Raw genomic sequence first — 25,342 nt, forward strand, 5'->3', positions numbered from 1 at the left:
AATAGTGTTATGAAACAAACAACAAATACCATTTTGATGATCCGCCCGGTGGCGTTCCGTATGAACGAGCAAACGGCTGTAAATAATTATTACCAAAAAGTATTGGACAACCTGTTGCCGGCTACAGTAAATGCTAAAGCACAGGAAGAGTTTGATGCTTTTGTTGAAAAACTAAAAAATGTTGGTGTAAACGTTATCGTTGTGGAAGATACCGTTACTCCGGACACGCCGGACAGTATTTTTCCGAATAACTGGATTTCGTTCCACGAAAACGGAGATGTGGCTTTGTATCCAATGTTTGCCGAAAACCGCCGTTTAGAACGTCGTGAGGATATATTGGATATTTTGGAAGAAAAAGGTTTTCAAATCGAGAATATTGTAGATTATACCTCCGCAGAAGAAGATAATATCTTTTTGGAAGGAACCGGAAGTTTATTGTTGGATCGTGAAAACGGAAAAGCCTATTGCGCTTTGTCGCCACGAGCAGATGAAGAACTGATGATTGAGTTTTGTGAAGATTTCGAATTAAACCCGGTAATCTTTGAAGCGTACCAAACGGTAAACGGTGAGCGCAAGCATATTTATCATACAAATGTGATGATGTGTTTGGCGGAAACATTTGCAGTAATCTGTGCCGATTGTATCGATGATACCAAAGAACGTAAAATGGTATTGGATTGCCTAAAATCAGATGGAAAAGAAATTATATTGATCACCGAAGATCAGGTAAATAATTTCGCTGGAAATATGCTACAGGTACGCGGTGCTAATGACAAGCGTTATTTGGTGATGAGTGCTTCGGCGCATCAGAGTCTGACAAAAGATCAAATCGCAAAAATTGAAAAACACTGCGAGATTTTAAGCTCCAGTCTGGATACGATTGAAGCCTGCGGTGGTGGAAGTGCCCGTTGTATGATGGCGGAAGTATTTTTGCCGGAAGCAGAATAAGAATAAAATTCAAACATAAAAAAAACCGCTTTATTTAAAGCGGTTTTGTTGTTTTGTAGTATTAGTTTTTTATGAAACTATCAATGATTTTATCTGTTTCAGCTTTAGGAGTATCTCCTTTTAAGTCGAATAAATAACCGAATAACGATTTACGATTTACTTTTTCTTCTAAGTTTAAATCTTTATTTCGGTCGAAAATAGTTTGCCATTTGTCGCGAACGTTTTTCCACATGGCTTTGTTTTCTTTCCAGTATTTGTGAGCGGCAACACATTTGGAATCGGCTACTTTTGTGTAGATGTCAAGTCCTTTTTCTTGTGCTAATACCACATCTTTACCAGCATCGTCACGTTTGATTTTTTTGTTGTCCTGGTTGTGGATCCATCCGAATTTCGTGATTTCATGCTCGTTTCTTCTGTTTAAAACGTTGTAATCGTTACGGATGGTGTGTTCTCTTCGTGGAAGTGGTGCATCGGTGTAGTTTCTCCAGTAGGATGTTCCGTCAACGTGAACCCATGTCGCGGTTCCTTCATAACGCGGACTATCGTCTACCTGGAATACACGTTGTGTCCATTGTCCTTTTACATCGGCTTTAGAAAGCGTTTTGTATTTCCAGGAAGTGTCTTTGAAGAAATCGTATAAACGGGTGTTTTCGAATTCCCAATCCTGTCTCCAGTGTTTTACAATCATAGTGTCGCCTACAATTAGCAAATGCTGCATTACGATTTTGTTGGGTTGGTCTTCAACCAATTCTACCCACTCTAATCCCTTGTCGTATTTGGTAGGGGATGGTTTGTAGTTCTCGTCTTTTGTAGTTTTAAAAGTTTCTGCGAAATTAAACTCTACTTCATAACATCCACACATAGATTTGATCGCGTCGATGTCTTGTTTTTTCTTATTGCCTTGCGCATGACCTAAAAAGGCTGCAAACAATAAAGCAACAGTTACTCTTTGTTTTAGATTTTTCATTATGATGTATTAATTAAAAAATTTCCTGTGCAAAAATATTAAATTTATTTAGAACAAATAAAAATTATCATTTACATTTGCAGGAAATTATTAAGAATAAGTCTAAATTAATATTGCAAATGTTGTGTCAATAGTTCTATTTGGTTGATCAACAATTCTTAAAGTCAAAAAAACGCACAAAAAAATACTAATGGGTTTCAAATTAAAAATATGTAGCGGGTTGTTTTTACTGGGAACGGTTTCCGGTTTTGCTCAGGAAAACGACAGTATCGTCCCTAAAGTTAATAAATTGGATGAAGTGGTCGTAACCGGACAATACAATCCACAATCGGTTAAAAAATCGGTTTTTGAAGTAAAGGTTATCACCAGAGCCGATATCGACCGTCAAGCCGGAAATAACCTGGCCGACATCCTGAATCAAACCTTAAACATTAATATCATTCCGAATGCGTCTACCGGAAAATCGGGCGTACAGTTATTCGGATTGGATGCGCAGTATTTTAAAATCTTAGTCGATAATATTCCGGTGGTAAACGACGAAGGTCTGGGGAATAATACCGATCTGACGCAAATCAACCTGGATGATATTCAGCAAATCGAAATCGTGGAAGGTTCCATGGGGGTAGATTATGGGGCGAATGCCGTTTCCGGAATTATCAATATCATCACCAAAAAATCGTCTCAGTATAAATGGGAAGTAACACCCTATATTCAGGAAGAGACGGTTGGAAAAGAATACAATTTTGCCGATAAAGGGCGTCATATCCAGTCGATCAAAATTGGACATAATTTTTCCGATAAGTTCTATGGGAACGCCATGTTTACCCGTAACGACTTTAAAGGATTCTGGAACGATAAAATGGGAGAGAATTATGTAAACAACGACGGACTCAGAGGTTACGAATGGTTGCCAAAAGTACAGTTAAACGCCAAATCATTATTAGCATATACCACAAAAAACTACCGTTTGTTCTATAAGTTTGAGTTCTTTCAGGAAACAACCGATCGTTATAGTGCCGATGTACAGCAAAATTTTGATCCGGTTACCGCAACAGATAACCCGATAGCAAAAGACGAAATTTACAGCTCAACACGGTATTATCATCATTTGAATGCTTCCGGTAAATTGAGCGAAAATGGATTGAACTACGATGTGTCATTTTCGTATCAGGAGCAAACCCGTGATCTTGAAAAATACAATTACAGAATCCGTCAGCAGGAGCATTTTGGAACCGAAAAATTGGAATATGAATCCCGAAAAGTGTACTATTCCAAAGGATTTTTCTCCAATTTCCTGAAAAACGAAACCTTTAATCTTCAGGCGGGATACGAAGTAAACAGCGTGAAAGGCTATATTACCAGCTTAGCCGGATTGTTTAACGGGGAAAATATCGAAAGAGAATTAAACTCGTATGATGTATACACCTCTTCCGAAATCAATTTTAACAAACACTTCTCGATTCGTCCGGGTGTGCGTATGCTGTTGTCATCCAAATTCGAAACACAGGCGGCGCTTTCATTGAGTGCGAAATATGCCTTCGATAGCGGATACGAACTACGTGCTATTGTAGGTACGGCGCCACGACTACCAAACTTCGATGAGTTATACACCTATATGGTCGATGTAAACCATAACATTCAGGGGAATCCAAACTTAAATCCGGAACAAGGGAAATCAATTTTCCTACACCTGAAAAAAGATACCAAATTCAACGAGGCGTTCTCGATGCAAAACAAACTTTCGGGTTGGTTTATGGATGTAAAAGACAGAATCGAAATGATCATTATCCAACAATCGCCTTTGGTATACCAATATAACAATATTGATGTGTATAAAACCTGGGGATTGTCGCTAACCAATACGGCACAATACAAAAACTTTACCGGTAATTTCGGGGTTACTTTCTCCGGAATTTCAAAAGTGTTAGACAGTGGCGTATTGTCAAACGACGATTATCTGTATGCCTTTCAATTGAATGCGAACACTTCGTATACTGTACCGAAATGGGGAACCGTTTTCTCGGCCTACGTAAAATATAACGGACCGCAATATCAGTTTGTAGAAAGAAACGGCACATTGGAAAGAGGAAAACAAAATCCATTTACCTGGTTGGATGCGACGATCAAGAAAACATTTTTGGATAAAAAGCTGGAAGCGACCGTCGGAGCGAGAAACCTTTTGGACATCACGACGATTAATACCACAGCTACTGAAGCCGGAGCGCATTCGGCGGCCGGAACAAATATCCTTATGGGATACGGAAGATCCTACTTCGTAAAATTATTGTATAAGTTAAATATGTAATCAACATGAAATCTAAAATACTACAACTAGCATTATTCCTGATCCTGTTCGTAACAGCATCCTGCGAAAAAGATTATACTGTTGAACAGAATCCTTTTGTGATCGCTTTCGAAAGACAATCGATCGATTTTTCGACCATTCCGGATCAAAGGGAAATGAAACTGATTTTTTCGGAACCGGCAAAAACCGATGGAAAAATCAGCATCAAATTATCCGGAACCCATGCCAGCTATGGAGTCGACTTTAGTACGCTTCCGGAAGCACAGGGCGGTGTTTTGGAACTTCCTTTTACTAAAGGACAAAGTGAATTGTTTTTCACGTTTAAAAACCTGATTTATCCGTTTGATAACGATGAAAAATCCATTTTGATGGAAGTGATTGCAATTAATTACACCGGCGAAACATCGATTCAGGGATATACAACGTCATTGGTATCATTCCAAAGATCTTTGGGAGCTACATTACTACCGGAAATCGGAGGACCAAACCAGGGGAACCAGATTTTTGTGGACTTGAGTAAAGAAACGATGACCAGTTCCCGTAGAGATGTTTGGGATTTGGGATTCTATTCCGGAGACCAATTCCGCGTAACAATCAACGGTTCGCTATATATGGCGGTAAAAAAACTGGATGCTACCAATATCGATGCGGTTACACCGGCAAGTGTTAGTGCTTTTCAGTCGCAAGTTGCCGTTGGAACCTTCGATCCCACCAATACAAATTATGTAGATGCGCCAAACGGTTTAATCAATCAAACGGCAATCGCTGAAATTTCTGCAAACGACGCCGAAAACAATGTCTATCTGGTAAATATGGGATATACCATCGGTAATACAACACCTCCGGCCGGAACTGTAGCCATTGCAGGTGATGCCCGTGGATGGAAAAAAATAAGAGTCTTACGTGACGGTGATAACTATATGTTGCAATATGCCGATCTAAACAGTACAACACACCAACAGGTTACCATTGCTAAAAAACCGGATTACAACTTTACGTTCTTTAGCCTGGCGACACAAAATGTGGTGAATGTAGAACCACAAAAGAATTTATGGGATCTCTGTTTTACGGTATTCACCAACGAAATCCAGGGTTCTGGCTCTTATGGTTATTCCGATTTCGTATTGAATAACCTGAAAGCAGGTGTAAAAGGATATCGTGTTGCGGTGACTTCGGCTGTGAATTTTAACAATTTCGCGATGGCGAATGTAGTGGAAAGTAATTTTATGGATGATCAGCGTGTGATTGGTGCCGAATGGCGTGATGTATTTACCGGTAGTGCCTATACCGATCGTTTCTATGTGATCAAAGATACCGATGGAAACTACTATAAAGTGCGAATGCTGGAGTTCTTAAATGAAGGTGGCGTACGTGGCTATCCAAAATTTGAATATAAACTGATACAATAAATATATAATTAAATCAAGTACTACTATGAAAAAACAAATACTACTTTTAGCAGCAATGCTGGTTGGTTCATTTGCGGGCGCTCAGACCGTTCAGCAAGGAACGGTAACTATGGGGCCAAGTTACGCAAACCAGGTGTATTTTAAATTTGCAACTCCGGGAGTAACCAATGCGTACCCACACAGTTCCTGGGATGTTGCTTTCTACAGAAAAAGTGCGATGGCTTTTGCAACCCGTATTAACGATGCAAAAGGTATTGAAGTGTACCAGGCTTCCAATACGGTAAGCAACTGGGCTTCTATCGATGTAAGTCAGGTGGCAAACTGGACACGTCTATACAACAGTGATATCGAGTGGACTAAAGGAGCTTTCGATTATGGTACGGCTACCTACGGTTGGGGTGAATATAATATGGCAAACCACCACGTAACCGGATCAATCATTTTTGTATTGAAATATCCAAACGGTACCTATAAAAAATTCAAAATTGATGACTTCTTCGGTGGATATACCTTTACCTATGCAACCTGGAATACCGGAACAAGCACTTGGAGCGCTGATCAGACAAAAGTGGTAGCAAATGCAACGAACCCGAACCATATCTTTAATTATTTTTCTTTGGAAACGGACGCGGCGGTTACAGCTGAGCCGGCTTCTGCCGATTGGGATTTGATCTTTACAAAGTTTACAACCGATTACCCAATGGGAGGAACTACAACGAAATATCAGGTAACCGGTGCTTTACACCACCCGGATGTTAAAGTGGCTAAAAATGTAGAGCCAGGAGGTGTAATGAATACGGCTAACCTTACTTTTGCTCCGGCTATCAATACTATCGGATACGACTGGAAAACGTTTACCGGATCGACTTATACTATCGACGGATCGAAAGCATACTACGTAAAACAAGCTAATGGTACTGTTTACCGTGTGGTATTCACATCATTTGTTGGAAGTTCAACCGGAGTGATTACATTCAACTACCAGGATGTAACCAGTGCTTTGGGAACGGTATCATTTGAAGATAAGATCGCTTTCGGAATTTACCCGAATCCGTCTTTCGATAAAAAAATCAATTTGATCTACGATAGTAAAGAAAATATGGATGCCAACAGTAAAGTGAGTATCTATTCGATGACAGGTGCGAAAGTTTTCGAAACTGCTATCGAAACTGCTCAGGGATTCTATAGCAGAGAATTGGATTTATCGGCTTTAGGAACCGGTATCTATATACTGAATCTTGAGTCGGGAAGTAGTACGATTACTAAAAAAGTAATCTTAAAGTAATACTTTCCTATTGAGTAGTTAGTTTAAATGTTTGTTTTTGTTTTAGAAAGAGATTTCAGTATTGGAATCTCTTTCTTCTTTTTAAGGTGATACGGTTTTTAAGATGTTCACCACCGCACTGCTGATATATTGTATTCCGATGGCGATAACGATAAAACCGATAATTCTCGAAATCGCTACAATTCCCGAAGCACCAAGAATACGGGAAAGGTAATGCGCACTTTTTAAAATGATAAAGATGGTAAGCGCTACCGCTAAAATAGCCGAGCAGACTATTGCTTTCTCGGTTACCTCGGTAAAATCCTGATAAAACGCAATTAATAAGGAAATGGAACCCGGTCCGGCCAACATCGGGATTGCTAATGGCGTTAACGCAATATCACTTCGCTTCTGAGCATCGTGCGCCACTTTTTTATTCACACCTCTTGTTTTGTTGAATTTTCCGGATAGTAATGCAAATCCCGAATTTACGATGACTAATCCTCCGGCAATACGTAACGCATCGATACTGATACCGAAAAACTTCAATACATATTCGCCGATAAAAAACGAAATAACCAGAATAATAAAAACGTTTACAGCGGTCCATAACGAGATTCTCGATCGTTCCGCACTGCTTTCGTGATGTGTCAATCCAACAAAGATCGGGATAACACCCAAAGGGTTTAAAACGGAAAAAAGAGCGGCGAAAATGTAAATAAATAGTTCCATAGTTTTTTTTGCAAAATAAAAGGTTAATATTCCTTTCGACTTTAGGGGAGTGTTATTTCAAAGTTATGATAAAACAATGTTATAATTGATTTGAAATGTAAGAAAATAAGCGATAAATACGTAATTTTATACGTAAATATACGAATATGAAGACATTGGTTATCGGAGCTTCGTCAAATCCGGAGCGTTATGCGAATATGGCATTGAAAAGTCTGTTAAAGCACCAACACGAAGTTGTCGCAGTCGGGCTTAAAAAAGAAGTGGTGGAAGGTGTTACCATCGAAACGGAAAAAATACCGTTTTCCGGTGTGCATACGGTTTCGTTATACCTGAATCCGGTACGCCAGCAGGAGTATTACGATTATATCATTAATCTAAAACCGCAACGCGTGATCTTTAATCCCGGAACGGAAAATCCTGAATTGTACCGCCTACTGGAGGCAAACGGTATCGGTTATGAAGTTGCCTGTACGCTTGTATTGTTAGCGACCAACCAGTTTTAAGCGATTTTTCTTTTCCGACTAATTGCCAGTAATAGTAAAAATGTGATGAATCCGTTAATAATGATCAACTCGCTATCGAACACATAATTGCCAAAAAACACTTTCGAATGCTGACTTAAATAGAAGGTCAGTGCCGGGGCTAATACGCAGATAAAAGGAACTAATTTGTCGCGAACATCGCGGCTTTTGACAAATAATCCGAATGCATATAGTCCCAATAACGGACCATAAGTATACGATGCAATTTTAAAGATCATACTAACTACCGAAGCATCGTTGATTTCGTTAAAAATGATGATCACCAGAAACATCAATAAGGAAAAGGAAATATGAACCAGGTGACGGGTTCTTACAATATTCGGTTTGTTGGCATTTTCGGCTTTGTCCATCCCTAAGAAATCCACACAAAAAGAAGTGGTTAGCGCGGTTAATGCCGAATCGGTTGTTGCAAAAGTAGCGGCCGTTAGTCCTAACAGGAATACAATCGAAGGAATGAGTGTTAAATGGTGAAAAGCAATTTCCGGGAATAATAAATCCGTACGCGGTTTACCGGTTATGGTATCCAAAGGTACTTCGATTCCGTTTTTACCGGCATACAAATACAATAAAGCACCTACACTTAGAAAGAATAAATTGATCACTACGAAAATAGCCGTAAAGGAAAACATATTCTTTTGGGCTTCTCCAATATTTTTACAGCTCAGATTTTTTTGCATCAAATCCTGATCCAATCCAACCATTGCAATGGTTACGAAAATACCGCCCAATACCTGTTTTACAAAATGGTAACGGCTTCCGATAAAATCGTCAAAGAAGAATATTTTGGAATAATTACTCTCTTTTATCGCTTCAAAAGCCTGTACGGCATTATAGTCAAGGCTGTCGCAGATAAAATAAATCGTAAAAAATACCGACGATACCAGAAACAAGGTTTGTAAGGTATCGGTAATAATAATCGTTTTGAGACCGCCTTTATACGTATAAGCAAAAATCAAACCGAGTGATATCAGTACAGTAAAGGAAAAAGGTACGTTGTAATAATCAAATACATAACGTTGTAAAACAATCACAACCAGATACAATCGGAAAGCCGATCCGATGGTACGGCTCAATAGAAAAATAGATGCGGCGGCTTTATAACTGTAGTGACCCAGCCGTTTTTCCATATACTCGTAAATCGATGTCAGGTTCATTCGGTAATACAACGGAAGCAATACGGTGGCAACAATGATAAAGCCAATTGCGTTTCCGAGTACAAACTGAAAATATTTGAATTGTTCCCCGTTTGGCGAACCTACCTCTCCCGGAACGGAAATAAACGTAACACCCGAAAGTGCCGTTCCGATCATCCCGAAAGCCACCAGATACCATTTGGAATTTTTATTAGCCTTAAAAAAGGCATCATTACTATGATCTTTTTTACTGATAACATTGGATATCAGGATTAAAAGGCCAAAGTAAATAACAATGATGGTCAATATGGTAAAAGGTGTCATTTTTGATATTTTAGGTGGAGCCAAAATACAAAAAAATGTTAATTTGAGATCACTTTTTCAACGGATAGAGGTGAGATAAAATTCAATTAAAAAGAGTAATTTTGTCCCTATGGAATTCTCATCAAAATTATTGGAAAAGGCGGTCAACGAAATGGCGCAATTACCGGGAATCGGAAAGCGTACGGCGTTACGACTGGTGCTTCATTTGCTAAAACAACCGAAAGAGCAAACGCAGCTATTGGCAAGTGCTTTAACGCAACTCCGGGAAGACATCCGTTTTTGTTCCCGTTGCCATAATATTTCCGATGAAGAAATCTGTTATATCTGTTCCAATCCCGCACGGGAACAATCGGTGGTTTGTGTGGTCGAAGATATCCGTGACGTGATGGCACTCGAAAATACCGGATTATATAAAGGTTTGTACCATGTGTTAGGTGGAAAAATTTCGCCAATCGACGGTGTAGGTCCAAGCCAGTTAAATATTCCATCGCTGGTGGAAAAAGTAAAATCCGGAGCCGTAAAGGAAATTATTTTTGCACTGAGTTCGACCATGGAAGGCGATACGACCAATTTCTATATTTACAGGCAAATCAAAGACAGTGATGTAATCGTTTCGGCTATTGCGCGCGGTATTGCCATTGGCGACGAACTGGAATATGCCGATGAGGTGACGCTGGGACGTAGTATTTTGCATCGAATTCCTTTTGAAAATGCTATTAAAAATTCTTAAAACTTTAAAAAATTAACGTTTCTTTGTAAAGCTATAGTGCCGTACGGAAAATAGCCTTTGATAAACTATATTTGTTGCTCAAAAAGTCATCAGAATGATAAAAACATTTTTAATGTTACTATTGGTCGGAATCTTTTCGGTTTCGTGTGTGTCCAATAAAGAATTATTGTATTTGCAGAACTATAGTAAAGATACGCTGGCTGTGGCGGTAAATCCCGTACTGTTTAAACCCTACCGTATACAAACCAACGATGTGGTGAGCATTAAAATAAAAGCACTGGACCAGAAACTGGTTGCTATGTTTAACCCTACCGCTGCCGCAGGTAGTAGTGCCAATAGTGAAACGGAACAAAGTCTGTATTTTAACGGATTTTCGGTGAACGATCACGGCAACATCCGTATTCCTGTTCTGGGTGAAATCAATGTACTCGGTTATACCCTTGATGAAGTGCGGGTTCGGATTGAAAAACAATTGTTGGAAGAATACTTTAAAAAAGAAGCCAATATTTTTGTAGACGTTCGTCTGGCGGGTTTTCGTTATACGATTAATGGTGAAATAACGGTTCCGGGAACAAAAGTACTGTATCAGGATAAGGTTACGATTATGCAGGCGATTGCTAATTCCGGGGATATTACGATGACCGGAAATCGGAAAGAAGTGATGATCATCCGACAGTATCCACACGGTACTGAAATGCACACCATCAATCTTACCGATGCCAAAGCAATGCAGTCTCCGTATTATTATATACAGCCTAACGATTATATTTATGTCAAACCACTCAAACAAAAATCATGGGGAACCGGAACTACCGGAATGCAAACGGTGGCGACAATCGTAACAGCGATGTCATTGGTTACCACAACGCTTTTACTTCTTAAAAACCTATAGTATATGCTGAGTACTAAAGATTTTTCCTTGTTTGAAAATCAAAATAATTTCGATTTTAAAGGCTTGCTTTTAAAAATTGTCAGTTATTGGAAATGGTTCTTAGCCTGTCTTATTGTTACTTTTTTTATCGCCTATCAGGTAAACATCCGAAAAGAAAAAATTTATGGAATGGATGCCTCTATCGTGATAAAAGACGAAAACAATCCGTTCTTCACGTCCAATACCAGTTTGGTTTTTAACTGGGGCGGAACTTCCGATAAGGTGCAAACCGTAATCAATACTCTTAAATCGCGTACGCATAACGAATATGTGGTGGATAAACTGGAGTTCTATATCGATTACCTGAAAAAAGGAAAATACAATTTTCAGGATGTTTACGGTGAAACGCCTTTTTATATTCAGATCGATAAAAATAAAAATCAGCTTGCGGATACTCCGGTACTGATCCGCTTTATCAACGAAAAGGAATATGTTGTATCGATTCCGTTTGATGAAAATACATCGGTAAAAACCTATAATTATTTACAGGGAACTACCGAAAACGTAAATGTATCGGCTGGAACGTTCGAAAAAAAGTTTGCCGTAGGCGAACCGGTACAATTGCCTTTCCTGAATCTTAAGGTATTGATTAATGCCAATCCGGGTTTTTATAGCGGAAACGAATATTATATCCGCTTTAATAATTTTGACGGTACGGTAGCCGCTTATAAAGGACTGAATGTAGAGATTGATACCAAGGCCGGATCGATTGTACGCCTTTCGTTACAGGGAACCAATAAAAAACGTTTGGTCGATTATCTGAATACAACGGTTAATGTATTGCGAAAAAAACAACTGGACAGTAAAAATCAGTTTGCTAAAAATACGATCGCTTTTATCGATAGTACGCTCATTGCAATGGAAGAACATTTAAAAGATTCCGAAAAAGAATTGAAAAATTTCCGGAAAGATAAAAATGTATTCGAACTTCAGGGCGGTGGTGAAAAAATCACAGAGCAATTATCAAATTTTGATATCGAAAAAGATGGGATTACACGTAAAATCAATTACTATAATTCTCTGAACAACTACCTGCAAAAAAGTACCGATTATTCGAAATTACCAGCGCCTACCGTTGCGGGAATCGAAGATCCAAACATTGTAACGAATGTCGCGAAGCTGATCCAGCTTTCAAGAGAGCGTTCGGAAATGGCTTATTCGGTTAAAAGTCAGAAACTTTTTGACGAGTTCGATAACCAGATGAATGCTACCAAAAGAGTATTGCTGGAGAATATCAATTCCGCTAAAAATGCCATTACGATCGACCTGGGTATCATCAATAAAAGAATTGGTCAGGCCGAAAGTACCATCCGGCAGTTGCCGGAAGAACAGCAGGAACTGATGAAGATCACCCGGAAATACGATCTGAACGATAATATTTACAGTACATTTCTTCAGAAAAGAAGTGAAGCCGATATCGTTAAAGCATCCAATGTGTCGGATATTGAATTTATCGATACCGCCAAAGATGTAGGCGGCGGATTGTTGGGCCCCAAAACAGGTGTGAATTATATTTTAGCCTTACTGTTGGGAATTTTGATTCCGCTGATTGTGGTGTTTACGATTACACTGTTGGACAATTCCATCCACGGAACGGAAGATATCGAACGACTTACTGCGATTCCGATTATCGGGATTGTAGGAAAAAAACATACCGAATCGAATATGTCGGTTTATGAAAAACCAAAATCGCCTTTGGCCGAATCGTTCCGATCCATACGATCGTCCCTTCAGTTTTTATATAAAAAGCAAAAACTCGACGGTACCAAAATTTTAATGCTCACGTCATCTGTCGGTGGCGAAGGAAAAACATTCTGTTCGATCAACATGGCTACCGTTTTTGCCTTAAGTGAAAAGCGTACGGTTATTGTCGGTCTGGATTTACGAAAACCGAGAATTTTTGGCGACTTTAACATCGAAAATAATATCGGGGTAGTGAACTATCTGATCGGACAAAAGAGCATACCGGAAATCGTGCAGCATACGCACGTGCCTTTTCTGGATGTCATTACAGCGGGGCCGATTCCGCCCAATCCATCAGAATTATTGATTAGTCAGGCGATGACAGCCATGATCGATGAATTAAAAGAATTATATGATTATATCATTCTGGATACGTCCCCGGTTGGGTTGGTTTCGGATGCATTGGAGTTAGCACAGTATTGTGATGCAACTTTATATGTGGTTCGTCAGGGCGTTACCAAAAAAGGAATGCTGGCAATTGTCAATGAAAAACACAAAAGAGGAGAACTTCATAACATCAGTATCGTATTGAATGGTTTTGACAACAAGTCGCAGTATGGTTATGGCTATGGATACGGTTATGGATACGGTTACGGAACCTATGTTAACGGTTATATCGAAGAAGAAATGAAGGATCAAACGATCTGGGAAAAAATAAAATCGAAAATTTTTAAACGAAAATAATGAGCACTGAAGCAGCCGATAAGGAAAAATGGTTGTATGAAATTACACCTAAAGCAAAATTGTTTTCATTCGAATTTGGAGAGATATGGAAGTATCGCGATTTATTACTGATGTTTGTAAAACGCGATATTGTAACCTATTATAAGCAAACAATTCTGGGACCGCTTTGGTTTTTAATCCAACCGCTGATCACGTCTGTAATCCAGTTTATCGTTTTTTTTAAAATTGCCAAACTACAATCGGATGGGATACCGTATTTCCTGTTTGCTCTGGCCGGAAACACACTTTGGTTCTACTTTTCCGAATGCTTTAAAACCACTTCCGAAACCTTTAGAACCAATCAGAATATTTTTGGGAAAGTCTATTTTCCCAGAATCATTATGCCACTGGCTTTAACCGTGTCGAATCTGGTGAAATTCGGAATCCAGTTTCTCTTGTTCCTCACAGTAATGGGCTATTATATGTGGCAGGGTTCTCCAATTGAACCCAAATGGACTATTATTCTTACCCCGTTTTTACTGCTCGTGATGGCTTTAATTTCATTGGGGCTCGGAATGATCATATCTTCCATGACAACTAAATATCGGGATCTCACGTTTGTGGTTTCTTTTGGAGTTTCGTTATATATGTATGTTACGCCGGTTATTTATCCGGTGTCACAGGTAATTAAAGAATTGCCGGAAGGTTATTCCTGGCTTGTCTATATTAACCCGTTGACGAGTATTTTTGAGTTTTTTAAATATTCTTTTCTGGGCAAAGGAACCTTTACAATGTTAGGACTGTTGTATTCTGTTGGAAGTACGATTGTTATTTTTCTGTTAGGATTGGTTATTTTTAATCGTACGGAAAGAAGCTTTATCGATACCATATAAAATCGACAGTCTAGGTATAAAGCTCCGGTAATAACACTTATATTTGTAGCCGGTTTTGAAAACTGTAGAAAGCATGAATAAACCTCGCAATCCGTTGCGATTTTAAAACTAATAATCAGAACATTTACATGAATATAAAGAAAATATGCTGTATCGGTGCTGGATATGTTGGAGGTCCAACGATGGCCGTTATTGCACAGAAATCCCCGGACATAAAGGTAACAGTAGTCGATTTAAACGAAAAACGGATTGCCGCCTGGAATGATGAAAATGTTGAAAATATCCCGATTTACGAACCCGGACTTAGCGATATCGTCGCTTCCTGTCGTGGCCGTAACCTTTTTTTCTCAACCGAAGTAGATAAGGCCATTGATGAAGCCGATATGATTTTTATATCGGTAAATACACCTACCAAGACGTACGGTGTGGGGAAAGGAATGGCAGCCGATTTAAAATATATTGAATTGTGTGCAAGGCAAATTGCCCGTGTTGCTAAAAATGATAAGATTGTTGTTGAAAAATCAACACTTCCGGTACGTACTGCCAGTGCTATTAAAGATATTCTGGACAATACCGGTAACGGAGTACAATTCCAGATTTTATCCAATCCGGAGTTCCTGGCAGAAGGAACTGCTGTAGCTGATTTATTAATGCCGGATCGCGTACTGATTGGTGGCGATACAACCGAAGAAGGGCAAAATGCCATTCAGAAACTGGTCGACATTTATGCCAACTGGGTTCCGAAAGAACGCATTCTGACCACCAATGTATGGTCTTCGGAATTGTCAAAATTAACTGCAAATGCTTTCCTGGCGCAACGCGTATCGTCTATCAATGCCCTGTCAGAATTATGTGAAAAAACGGGTGCCGATGTAAATGAGGTGGCCAAAGCAATTGGTATGGATAGTCGTATCGGGTCAAAATTCTTAAAATCATCTGTTGGTTTTGGAGGGTCCTGTTTTCAAAAAGATATTTTAAACCTGGTTTATATTGCTAAATCCTACGGATTAAATGAAGTAGCTGATTATTGGGAGCAAGTTATCATTATGAACGACCACCAGAAGCGCCGTTTTGGTAAAAATATCATCCAGACATTATACAATACGGTTTCCGGAAAGAAAATCGCTTTTATGGGATGGGCATTTAAAAAAGATACCAATGATACCCGGGAGTCGGCGGCTATTTATGTAGCGGATGACTTGTTGAGCGAACGTGCGGAAATTGCCGTATATGATCCGAAAGTACAGGAAGACCAGATTTTTTATGATCTGGATTATCTTGAAAGCCGCTCTGCTGATGAAAACAGAAGGGGATTAACTGTGACCAACGATCCGTATGCGGCTGCCGATAAAGCGCATGCCATTGCAATATTAACCGAATGGGACGAATTTAAAACCTACGACTGGAAACGTATTTATGACAATATGTTAAAACCGGCTTTTATCTTCGATGGTAGAAATCTGTTGGATAAAGAAGCCCTTCAAAAAATAGGATTTGTATACCAGGGTATCGGTTCATAAGCATCAAAAATAGACTATCAAAAATGCCTTTCTTATGTAAATGAGAAAGGCATTTTTCTTTAAATAATAATGAATTTTGTGACTTTTTAAAATTTCTGAAAAAAAATATTTTTGTTACAAAATAACGAGTACTTTTGTTGCTCATAATAGTGTAATGTTAGAATCCTTAATAACATCAAAAACCCGATTACGACTATTGGTTAAGTTTTTTATAAATGCAGCCAATCATGGTCATTTGAGAGGTTTAGCCGAAGAATTCAGCGAATCGACCAATGCGATACGCAAAGAATTAAACAATCTTTCGGAAGCGGGTTATCTTGAAAAAGAAGCCGTACGGAATACGATTTCCTATCGGGCCAATACCAATCACCCTCTTTTTTCGTTGTTGCAAAGTGTCGTTAGACGAACTATAGGTTTGGATACGATAGTAGCAACCATACTGGAGCGGATGGGGGAAGTGAAAAAAGTATACCTCATTGGCGATTATGCCGAGGGGCGGGATACCGGAACCATTGAAGTCGTATTGGTGGGTCAGTCACTCAATGAAGACTATGTAGAACAGCTGGCTTACAAAATTGAAGAAGAAATCAAGCGAAAAGTAAAGTTTATTCTAACGGATGATTTTGATAAAAAAGGACTGTTGCTTTTTGGAGGTAGCAATTAATTCGCGAATCAAAGACCAACCGATTGGGAATTCTTTAGTAATAAAAAATGTTTATCCTAATAAAAAATATAGAGAATGAGTAAACTTTTGATTACCGGTGGTGCTGGATTTATCGGATCGAATCTTATTGAATACTTTCTGAATAAAAAACACAGCATCGTTTGCCTGGATAATTTTTCAACGGGTTATCGTCACAATATCGAACCGTTTCTAAATAATCCAGACTTTACTTTGATCGAAGGTGATATCCGCGATTTGGAAACCTGTAAAAAAGCAGTAGAAGGAGCTGACTATGTATTGCATCAGGCAGCATTAGGTTCAGTGCCGCGTTCCATTAACGACCCGATTACCAGTAATGATGTAAATGTGTCCGGTTTTTTAAATATGTTGGTAGCGGCCAGAGATGCCGGTGTAAAGCGATTTGTTTATGCGGCGAGCTCTTCTACTTATGGCGATTCGGAAGCCTTGCCAAAAGTGGAAGATAAAATCGGAAAACCGTTATCGCCTTATGCGATCACAAAATATGTAAACGAATTGTATGCCGATGTGTTTAGTAAAACCTACGGGATGGAAACCATCGGATTGCGATATTTTAATGTTTTTGGAAGACGCCAAAATCCAAATGGCGCCTATGCGGCCGTAATTCCAAAATTCGTAATGCAATTTATGCAGCATGAAAGCCCGGTAATTAATGGCGACGGACAATATTCCAGAGATTTTACCTATATCGATAATGTGATCCAGATGAATGAGCTGGCAATGACCACAAAATCACCGGAAGCAATTAATACGGTATACAATACGGCTTATGGTGACCGAACCACTTTAAAAGAACTGGTTACCTATTTAAAAGAATTTTTATCGGAGTACGACCCTGAAATAGCCAATGTTGAGGTGGTATATGGACCGAATAGAGCAGGGGATATTCCACATTCTCTCGCGAGTATTGAAAAAGCAAAAATAAAATTAGATTATAATCCGAAATTTTCAATTCGAGAAGGGCTTAAGGAAGCGGTTTCTTGGTATTGGAGTAATTTAAAATAATAAAATATCAGTTATAATGGATAATAAAATTGCAGTTATAGGTTTAGGTTATGTAGGCTTGCCATTGGCAAGATTATTTGCAACAAAGTATGCAGTTGTTGGTTTTGATATTAATACGGCACGAATCTCCGAATTAAATTCGGGTCATGATAGTACACTTGAAGTGGATAGTGATACACTTAAAGGAGTATTGGTGGCCAAAAATCACAACTCAAAAGGTTTGTATTGTTCTTCGGATTTAGAAGATATTAAAAATTGTAATTACTTTATTGTTACGGTGCCTACACCAGTTGACAAACACAACAGACCGGATCTTACTCCTTTGTATAAAGCCAGTGAAACGGTGGGAAAAGTACTGAAAAAAGGAGATATTGTAATCTATGAATCTACTGTATATCCCGGTGTAACGGAAGAAGAATGTGTACCGGTACTCGAAAAAGTATCTGGACTAAAGTTCAATGAGGACTTTTTTGCAGGCTATTCACCGGAGCGGATTAATCCGGGCGATAAGGAACATACAGTAGAGAAAATCTTAAAGATAACCTCCGGATCTACTTTGGAAATCGGACAAAAGGTAGATGAACTCTATAAAAACGTAATTGTTGCCGGAACGCATCTTGCACCGACTATAAAAGTAGCCGAGGCCGCTAAAGTAATCGAAAATTCACAGCGTGACATCAATATTGCTTTTGTAAACGAACTGGCAAAGATTTTTAATATTCTCGAAATCGATACACAGGCAGTTTTGACAGCAGCCGGAACCAAATGGAATTTCCTTCCATTCCGTCCGGGACTTGTTGGCGGACATTGTATTGGAGTAGATCCTTATTATTTAGCACAAAAAGCACAGGAAAAAGGATACCACCCGGAAATCATTCTTGCCGGTCGTCGTTTAAACGACAGTATGGGTGAATATGTAGCTTCTCAGGTGGTTAAACTTATGATCAAAAAAGGAATACAGGTAAACGGAGCCAAACTGTTAATGATGGGTATTACTTTCAAGGAAAACTGCCCGGATGTGCGCAATACTAAGATTGTTGATGTTATAGCGGCTTTAGCTGATTATGGTATTGAAGTAAATATATACGATCCTTGGGCGAATCCGGCTGAGGTGAAGCACGAATATGGATTGGTCACCAGTAATGAATTACCATCACAGCAATTTGATGCAGTTGTTTTAGGAGTAGCCCATAAGGAATTTTTAAATGCTGATCTGAGTACTTTGTTAAAGGAAAACAGCCTGCTGTATGATGTAAAAGGAGTGCTGAAAGGGGAAGTTGACGGGAAGTTATAATTTTGTTATACCGAATAGTTAAACAAATATATGATTACGACAAAAAGAGAATATAAGTACTATCTAGATCAAGATAGATTGGCTTCAAGCATCAATGGAAAGGGATTTTTGTATCAAATCAAAGAGTTTTTATTTCCCAATTATATTTGGAAGTTTATACGACTTATGCGCAAATATGAATATCTTAAAAATACCAATCAAGGACTTTTTGGAAAGATTCAACTCATTTTTGTCAGGATCGCTTATAGAAGAATATCTCTTAAGTTAGGTTTTTCTATTCCGGTAAATGTATTTGGACCGGGCTTGTCAATTCCACATTATGGAACTATAGTTGTCAATCCGGCGGCGAAGGTTGGGAAAAATTGTCGTTTACATGTAGGGGTCAATATTGGAGCAAGTGCAGGAAGTTTAAAAGCGCCTGAAATCGGTGACAATGTGTATATAGGACCAGGGGTAATCATGTATGGAGATATAACCATAGTAAACAATATAACCATAGGAGCTAATTCAACAGTAAATAAGAGCTTTACCGAAGAAGGGGTTGTTATAGCAGGTTCCCCGGCTAAAATTGTTAAAACGCAGTTTCCTGTATGGTGGCAAAATAACCGATTGTCTTTATAAAAAGGAGTAACAATGGTTTTATTGATGAAGTTATATGGAGTGAGCTTCTTTATAATTTAAAAAAAGTAAGAAATTAATAACGCATATTGCCTAATAACGCATATCAAACGCTATTTTTTGATTATAATTTTCAAATAAAAGCGATGTTTTATTTTTATTTCTGTGGATTATAAATAGTGTTGTTGATGGAGAATTGTAATTAAAATTTATTAAATGTCAAATCGTATTAATGTTAAAACAAGTAATACAGAACAGGTATTTTGGGTTGCATTAGGCAGTTTAAGTACCTTAGGGCTTTCTATTGTAAGTGCAGCAATTCTATCACGATACCTGGATAAAGCAGAATATGGGACTTATAAACAAATACTATACGTTTATACTACTTTATTAATTGTTTTTTCTGCAGGCTTACCAAGAGTATATGCTTATTTTTTACCCCGATATCACTTAAATGAAGGTAAGGCAATTGTATGGAAGATAAGTAAAGTGTTGTTTCTGGCAGGAGTGTTATTTTCGGTTTTTTTGTTTTTATTTTCAGATTGCATTGCGGATGTTTTAAAAAATGAAAAATTAGCGTATGGATTGAAGGTGTTTTCGCCAATGCCTATGTTATTATTGCCTACATTAGGTATTGAAGGTATCTTTTCGACCTATAAAAAAACTTTGTTTTTAGCAATTTATAATACGCTTTCAAGATTATTGATGCTGATTTTTATAGTTGTTCCTGTAATCTTGATCAAGGCAAATTATGTTATCGCAATTTATGGATGGTTAATCGCTTCATTGATAATATTTGTGATGACTTATTTCTTTAAAGGAATACCTTTCAAAGGGGTGGAATCGAAGGCTGCTAAATTGGAGCTTAAAGAGGTTTTTGCATATAGTATACCTCTTGTTTTTGCCAGTTTTTGGGGGATCGCTATTAAAGCTGCGGATGAATTTTATATTAGCCGTTTTTTTGGCGCAAACGTTTTTGCCGAATTTTCGAATGGCTTTATCGAGTTGCCTCTCGTGTCTATGATAACTACAAGTACTTCAGTCGTTTTAATGCCTGTTTTCTCTAGGGTTATACATGAAAATAAAGGCGTTGAAGAATTAGTAGTTACATGGAAAAGTGTGTTAAACAAATCTGCAATGATTATCTATCCGATAGTTGTTTTTTTTATGTTTTTTTCTACGGAGGTAATGGTTTTAATGTACTCAGATGTTTATTTTGAATCCGGAAAATATTTTAAAATTAATATGGTCCTTAATTTTTTTAATATCATTATTTTCTTTCCATTAATGTTGTCATTAGGGGCAACTAAATTCTATTCCGGATTACATGCCTTTATTGCAATTTTAGCCTGGATTGGTGGATACTTAATCATGATCATTTTTAATAACCCAATTTCACTTGCAATTTTTTCGGTATCATTATCGATAGTAAAAGTGATGATTGCTTTAGTATATGTGAGCAAAAGACTAAACGTTAAAGTGTATGAATTATTTCCTGTTTTTCAGATGCTCAAAATAATACTGCATACATGTCTGGTTATGTTTGCTGTGACTTTTTGTCTTAAGATGGTAGCCATTGAGAATAGTTTAATGAATCTTATTGTGGCAGGACTGTTGTATGCGACGTTAGTTTTAATGACAGGGCGTTTTTTGAAATTGAATTATTTAGAATTTTTATATCCATTACTTAATAAAATTAAAAAAAATGGTTGATGGATTTAGTTGGGCAAATAGAAAATGAAAATGTTCTGAGTGGTTCGCTTTTCTTTTGCTTAAAATACGAATAATTAAATTGCTAGATAAAATATCTTTATGATTAAAAAGGACTATAGAATTGTATCGGTCTCCTAAAATTACAAACAATAATTTTGAAATTTATAGTTAGAATGTGTTTTATGAATAGGATTGCTATAGTATATCTGATAACCATAATCTTTAAAAAATGAAAATAACCTTAATTGCAGGGGCAAGGCCTAATTTTATGAAAATTGCTCCTATAATACATGCTATTCAGAATGCACAAAAAAAGGGAAAAGACATCTCATTTCGATTAGTGCATACTGGGCAGCATTTTGACGAAAAAATGAGTGCTACCTTTTTTAGAGAGCTTAACATTCCGCAACCGGATGTTAATTTAGAATGCGGAGGAGGTAGTCAGGCAGAACAAACGGCAGCTATTATGATTGCTTTTGAAAAAGAATTGTTAATGAATCCTGTTGATTTGGTTTTGGTGGTTGGTGATGTGACATCAACAATGGCCTGCAGTATTGTTGCTAAAAAAGTAAATATAAAAGTGGCTCATGTTGAAGCAGGTATTCGTTCTTTTGATTTAACCATGCCGGAAGAAATAAATCGGATGGTTACTGATAGTATTACCGATTATTTTTTTACTACATCGGAAATTGCTAATGCTAATTTGAGAAAATCGGGGGTTTCAGAAGAAGCCATCTTTTTTGTAGGTAATGTCATGATAGATACTTTGTTGGAAAATATACCGCGCTTTTTAGCTCCCTCAGTTTTTTCCACTCTGGGGTTGCAGAAAGATAATTATCTCGTAATGACTTTACATCGCCCTGCCAATGTAGATCAAGGTGAAAAATTAAAAGAGCTGATACTAACTATTGTTAATAATGTTGATGGATTACCAGTTTTGTTCCCAATACATCCAAGAACAGCCAAAATTTTCAGTGATTTAGGAATACAAGCTGAGAATCTTTTTATAATAGATCCTTTGGGTTATTTAGAATTCAATTATTTGGTTGCAAATGCCAAGGCAGTCATAACTGATTCAGGAGGAATCACTGAAGAAACAACCGTGATGGGGATTCCCTGTATTACTTTAAGAGATAACACAGAACGACCGGAAACAATTACTATTGGGACTAATGAATTGGTTGGTACTAACCCATTAGCTTTACTTCCGGTATTGTCACAATTGCTAAATGGAAAGTGGAAAAAAGGAGGAATTCCTGAGAAATGGGATGGAATGGCAGCAGAAAGGATAGTTGAATGTCTTTTAAATTTACAGTAGTCACTGGGTTAAAGTTTTTTTGATCGTTCTGATAAGGTTATAATATTTGTCAAGCTTTGAAAAAATAAAAATGATGATTGGCGGAAGTGTAAATTGTTTAGATCTAATAATATAGTTTAAATGAATACTAAGCAAAAAGCGTGGAGTGTAAAAGAAAATAATTTAGATAGATTTATTAAAATTGTTTTTTTTATAATTAGTCCTTTTATCGGGTTTTTATATTCTTTAAAAAATATAAAAACCAAATCGTCGTATGTTATTTTCTTCCTAACAGCAATTTGTTTTGGTATTAGTTTTACTATAGAAAAACGAAGCGGAAATGAGAATGATTTAGATAGTTTTTTTTATCGGGAAGAATTTGAGTCTTTTCAAAGCCTAAATTATTTCGAGTATATAGAGGGTTTAAAAGATTTTTTAAGTTTTGACGAAGGAAGAAAAGATTATTATTATGAAACGATAGCTTTTTTTGTTTCTAGATTTACAGATAACTATCATTATTTGTTTGCTGTTTTTGCTATAGTTTTTGCTTTTTTTGCCTTAAAAACGTTTCGGTTTTTAACAGAAGAAAAGAATTTCAAAAATGATTTATCGTCTTATATTCTAGCCTATATATTTTTAACAAACCAGATTTTTAATATCAATGGAGTTCGATTTTGGACAGCAGCTTGGGTAGCTGTTTTTATAGTATTTCAGGTTTTTAGAAATAAAAAATACCACTATTTAGTATTGATGCTACTACTACCATTTATACATGGTTCGTTTTGGATATTTATTTTTGTTGTTTTTTTATATTTAATATTAAGTCGATTTTATAAAATTTTTATTGTTTTATTTTTCTGTAGTTTTATTTTTTCTTCAATATCGTTACAATTGGCAAAAGATAGTACCGATTTTTTACCAGTTTTTCTAGCTAAATTAATAGATTCTTATACCAGTACAGAAACGATTGAGAGGTTAAGTGCAGAGGGAACCGGTTTTTTTTGGATAGCTAAGATTTTCAAAACGATATCCTTTACCTATATGAATTTACTGGTGTATTTGTTTATACGAAATGAAAAATTAATTATAGGAAACTTTAAAACGGAAAGTCTTTATAAATTCCTATTAGTATTAGTCACTTTTGCAAATTTTACTATGAGTATCCCGTCTCTGGGAGGAAGATTCTTTACATTGTCTTACCCGATAATAGCTTATATATGGCTAATCAATTTTGGAAAGAACAGGTATAAATATTTACTGTACTTTTTTCCTATTGCATTCTTTTTCAATATTTATGAGCAACTTACTTTGTATTTAATGGTTACGGGCGTGTATTTTTATATTTCAAGTCCATTTTATATTGTTTATGAATACTTGTTCTAGAAGAGTTTTAGGTTGGGTGATTGTGTGGCGAATAAAGACTTCGTTTATGTGTATTTAAAATGAAAGTTGATGTAAAATGTTTTAATAAAAATGAAAAATAAAAAAATTATAATTATTGCGAGTGCTATTTTTCCATTTCAATCTCCTAGAGCTAATAGAGCGACTGAACTAGCTAAAGAGCTTGGTAAACAAGGACATGATGTAGCCCTATATGGCGTATTAGGGGATTATGATTATTCAGCGTTTGAAGCTAAAAATAACGTCAAAGTTAAAAACATTGAAAAAATGACTTTTGCAACTTTGAATAGCGATAATTCTAGTAAAGACACTTTTATAAATAAAATTTTAAGACGTTTATTAGGACGTTGGCTGGAGTTTCCAAATATTGAATTCATGTTTAAGATGACTAAAATTCTTAAAAAAGAAAAAGGGACAGACATGTTGATATCCATTGCGTATCCGCATCCTATTCATTGGGGATGCGCATTAGCAAAAATGCGAATGGGAATCGCGTTTCCTAAGCTCTGGGTGGCTGATTGTGGAGACCCTTATATGGGAAATCCAATTGAAACACCAGCTTTTTATTTTAAATATATTGAAAAATGGTTTTGTAGGAATGTAGATTATATTACGATTCCGATAGAAGAAGGCAGATCGGCATATTATTCTGATTTTAGGGATAAAATTAAAGTCATTCCACAAGGTTTTGATTTTGATTTAGTGCGTATAGATTCAAGAGAACCTAATAATGAAGTGCCGACATTTATTTATTCGGGCGTGTTTTATCAGGGAGTTAGAGACCCTAGAATGTTTCTGGATTACCTTTCAAAAGTGCCAATTAATTTTAAGTTTATCATTTATACACAATCAAAGGATATATTGGAACCTTACAAAAGTAAATTAGGAGAAAAACTTATTATAAAAGATTATTTAACCAGAGAGGAATTATTAGTAGAATTGGCTAAAGCTGATTTTTTGGTAAACTTTGAAAATGGAAACACTGTACAGTCTCCCAGTAAGTTAATTGACTATGCGTTAGCAAAAAGACCTATAATGTCAGTATCGTCTTTTACAATAGATGAAAATAATATTGATAGGTTTCTGAAAAGAGATTATAGCGGAAAGTTAGAAGTCCATAATATAGAGCAATATAATATAAAAAATGTAGCTGATAAGTTTATTGCACTTAATTAAGGCGATTTATTAAAGTAGTCTTTAGGATTAT

General features: G+C 37.0%; 21 protein-coding genes. 18 read left to right on the forward strand and 3 right to left on the reverse strand.

The genetic code is table 11. From position 1 onward, the window contains the following. The first annotated feature begins 9 nt into the window (after positions 1–9). Entirely contained in the window at positions 10–948 is a 939-nt protein-coding gene (gene ctlX / locus E6C50_RS09900; RefSeq protein WP_136403074.1) for a citrulline utilization hydrolase CtlX, read from the forward strand. Between the two features lie 61 nt (positions 949–1,009). Here the strand turns inward: ctlX and E6C50_RS09905 are convergent, their stop codons facing one another. Beyond that, on the reverse strand, positions 1,010–1,915 hold the full coding sequence (locus E6C50_RS09905; protein ID WP_136403075.1) for a DUF6607 family protein: 906 nt from the start codon (positions 1,913–1,915) through the stop codon (positions 1,010–1,012). 190 nt (positions 1,916–2,105) lie between these two features. Between E6C50_RS09905 and E6C50_RS09910 the strand changes: the two genes are divergently transcribed. The 3 genes from E6C50_RS09910 to E6C50_RS09920 are packed head-to-tail and all read left to right on the forward strand — an operon-like array spanning position 2,106 to position 6,914. Next, positions 2,106–4,220, forward strand: a complete 2,115-nt coding sequence (locus E6C50_RS09910) for a TonB-dependent receptor plug domain-containing protein (protein ID WP_136403076.1) — start codon at positions 2,106–2,108, stop codon at positions 4,218–4,220. Positions 4,221–4,225: 5 nt separating this feature from the next. Continuing rightward, a complete protein-coding gene (locus tag E6C50_RS09915; RefSeq protein WP_136403077.1) occupies positions 4,226–5,629 on the forward strand; it encodes an HmuY family protein in 1,404 nt (467 codons plus the stop codon). Between the two features lie 25 nt (positions 5,630–5,654). Beyond that, entirely contained in the window at positions 5,655–6,914 is a 1,260-nt protein-coding gene (locus E6C50_RS09920; protein WP_136403078.1) for a T9SS type A sorting domain-containing protein, read from the forward strand. Positions 6,915–6,995: 81 nt separating this feature from the next. Here E6C50_RS09920 and E6C50_RS09925 read toward each other — a convergent pair whose 3' ends face one another. After that, complete coding sequence (locus E6C50_RS09925; RefSeq protein ID WP_136403079.1) at positions 6,996–7,625, reverse strand: MarC family NAAT transporter; 630 nt, start codon at positions 7,623–7,625, stop codon at positions 6,996–6,998. A gap of 146 nt (positions 7,626–7,771) precedes the next feature. Here E6C50_RS09925 and E6C50_RS09930 point away from each other — a divergent pair, with 146 nt between their 5' ends. After that, the gene (locus E6C50_RS09930) at positions 7,772–8,128 is read left to right on the forward strand and encodes a CoA-binding protein (protein ID WP_136403080.1); all 357 of its coding nucleotides are present in this window, start codon (positions 7,772–7,774) and stop codon (positions 8,126–8,128) included. Here E6C50_RS09930 and E6C50_RS09935 read toward each other — a convergent pair. Beyond that, complete coding sequence (locus E6C50_RS09935; protein WP_136403081.1) at positions 8,125–9,624, reverse strand: sodium:solute symporter; 1,500 nt, start codon at positions 9,622–9,624, stop codon at positions 8,125–8,127. The two genes, E6C50_RS09930 and E6C50_RS09935, sit on opposite strands and share 4 nt — an antisense overlap. Before the next feature lie 109 nt (positions 9,625–9,733). Between E6C50_RS09935 and recR the strand changes: the two genes are divergently transcribed. The 13 genes from recR to E6C50_RS10000 all read left to right on the forward strand — a co-directional run bounded on the left by recR (position 9,734) and on the right by E6C50_RS10000 (position 25,311). Next, entirely contained in the window at positions 9,734–10,354 is a 621-nt protein-coding gene (gene recR, locus E6C50_RS09940) for a recombination mediator RecR (RefSeq protein ID WP_136403082.1), read from the forward strand. Between the two features lie 94 nt (positions 10,355–10,448). Continuing rightward, positions 10,449–11,246: a polysaccharide biosynthesis/export family protein gene (locus tag E6C50_RS09945; protein WP_136403083.1), complete on the forward strand. Its 798-nt coding sequence runs from the start codon at positions 10,449–10,451 to the stop codon at positions 11,244–11,246. Positions 11,247–11,249: 3 nt separating this feature from the next. Then, the gene (locus E6C50_RS09950) at positions 11,250–13,712 is read left to right on the forward strand and encodes an exopolysaccharide transport family protein (RefSeq protein ID WP_136403084.1); all 2,463 of its coding nucleotides are present in this window, start codon (positions 11,250–11,252) and stop codon (positions 13,710–13,712) included. Beyond that, positions 13,712–14,584, forward strand: a complete 873-nt coding sequence (locus E6C50_RS09955; RefSeq protein WP_136403085.1) for an ABC transporter permease — start codon at positions 13,712–13,714, stop codon at positions 14,582–14,584. Before E6C50_RS09950 ends, E6C50_RS09955 begins: the two co-directional genes overlap by 1 nt. A gap of 128 nt (positions 14,585–14,712) precedes the next feature. Further along, a complete protein-coding gene (locus E6C50_RS09960; protein ID WP_136403086.1) occupies positions 14,713–16,104 on the forward strand; it encodes a UDP-glucose 6-dehydrogenase in 1,392 nt (463 codons plus the stop codon). Between the two features lie 154 nt (positions 16,105–16,258). Continuing rightward, entirely contained in the window at positions 16,259–16,768 is a 510-nt protein-coding gene (locus E6C50_RS09965) for a helix-turn-helix domain-containing protein (protein ID WP_136403087.1), read from the forward strand. 75 nt (positions 16,769–16,843) lie between these two features. Beyond that, complete coding sequence (locus tag E6C50_RS09970) at positions 16,844–17,812, forward strand: SDR family oxidoreductase (RefSeq protein WP_136403088.1); 969 nt, start codon at positions 16,844–16,846, stop codon at positions 17,810–17,812. Between the two features lie 16 nt (positions 17,813–17,828). Further along, positions 17,829–19,106, forward strand: coding sequence for a nucleotide sugar dehydrogenase (locus E6C50_RS09975; protein WP_136403089.1), 1,278 nt, complete (start codon positions 17,829–17,831; stop codon positions 19,104–19,106). 30 nt (positions 19,107–19,136) lie between these two features. Then, positions 19,137–19,727 carry a serine O-acetyltransferase gene (locus tag E6C50_RS09980; protein ID WP_136403090.1) on the forward strand — a complete coding sequence of 197 codons (591 nt, stop codon included), beginning with the start codon at positions 19,137–19,139 and terminating at the stop codon, positions 19,725–19,727. Positions 19,728–19,940: 213 nt separating this feature from the next. Next, entirely contained in the window at positions 19,941–21,437 is a 1,497-nt protein-coding gene (locus tag E6C50_RS09985) for an oligosaccharide flippase family protein (protein ID WP_136403091.1), read from the forward strand. A gap of 229 nt (positions 21,438–21,666) precedes the next feature. After that, complete coding sequence (wecB, locus tag E6C50_RS09990) at positions 21,667–22,755, forward strand: non-hydrolyzing UDP-N-acetylglucosamine 2-epimerase (RefSeq protein ID WP_136403092.1); 1,089 nt, start codon at positions 21,667–21,669, stop codon at positions 22,753–22,755. A 120-nt stretch (positions 22,756–22,875) separates the two neighbouring features. After that, positions 22,876–24,117, forward strand: coding sequence for an EpsG family protein (locus E6C50_RS09995; RefSeq protein WP_136403093.1), 1,242 nt, complete (start codon positions 22,876–22,878; stop codon positions 24,115–24,117). A 90-nt stretch (positions 24,118–24,207) separates the two neighbouring features. Beyond that, a complete protein-coding gene (locus tag E6C50_RS10000) occupies positions 24,208–25,311 on the forward strand; it encodes a glycosyltransferase (RefSeq protein WP_136403094.1) in 1,104 nt (367 codons plus the stop codon). Positions 25,312–25,342: the final 31 nt, after the last annotated feature.

It is taken from the genome of Flavobacterium supellecticarium (assembly GCF_004801375.1).
Taxonomy (GTDB): domain Bacteria; phylum Bacteroidota; class Bacteroidia; order Flavobacteriales; family Flavobacteriaceae; genus Flavobacterium; species Flavobacterium supellecticarium.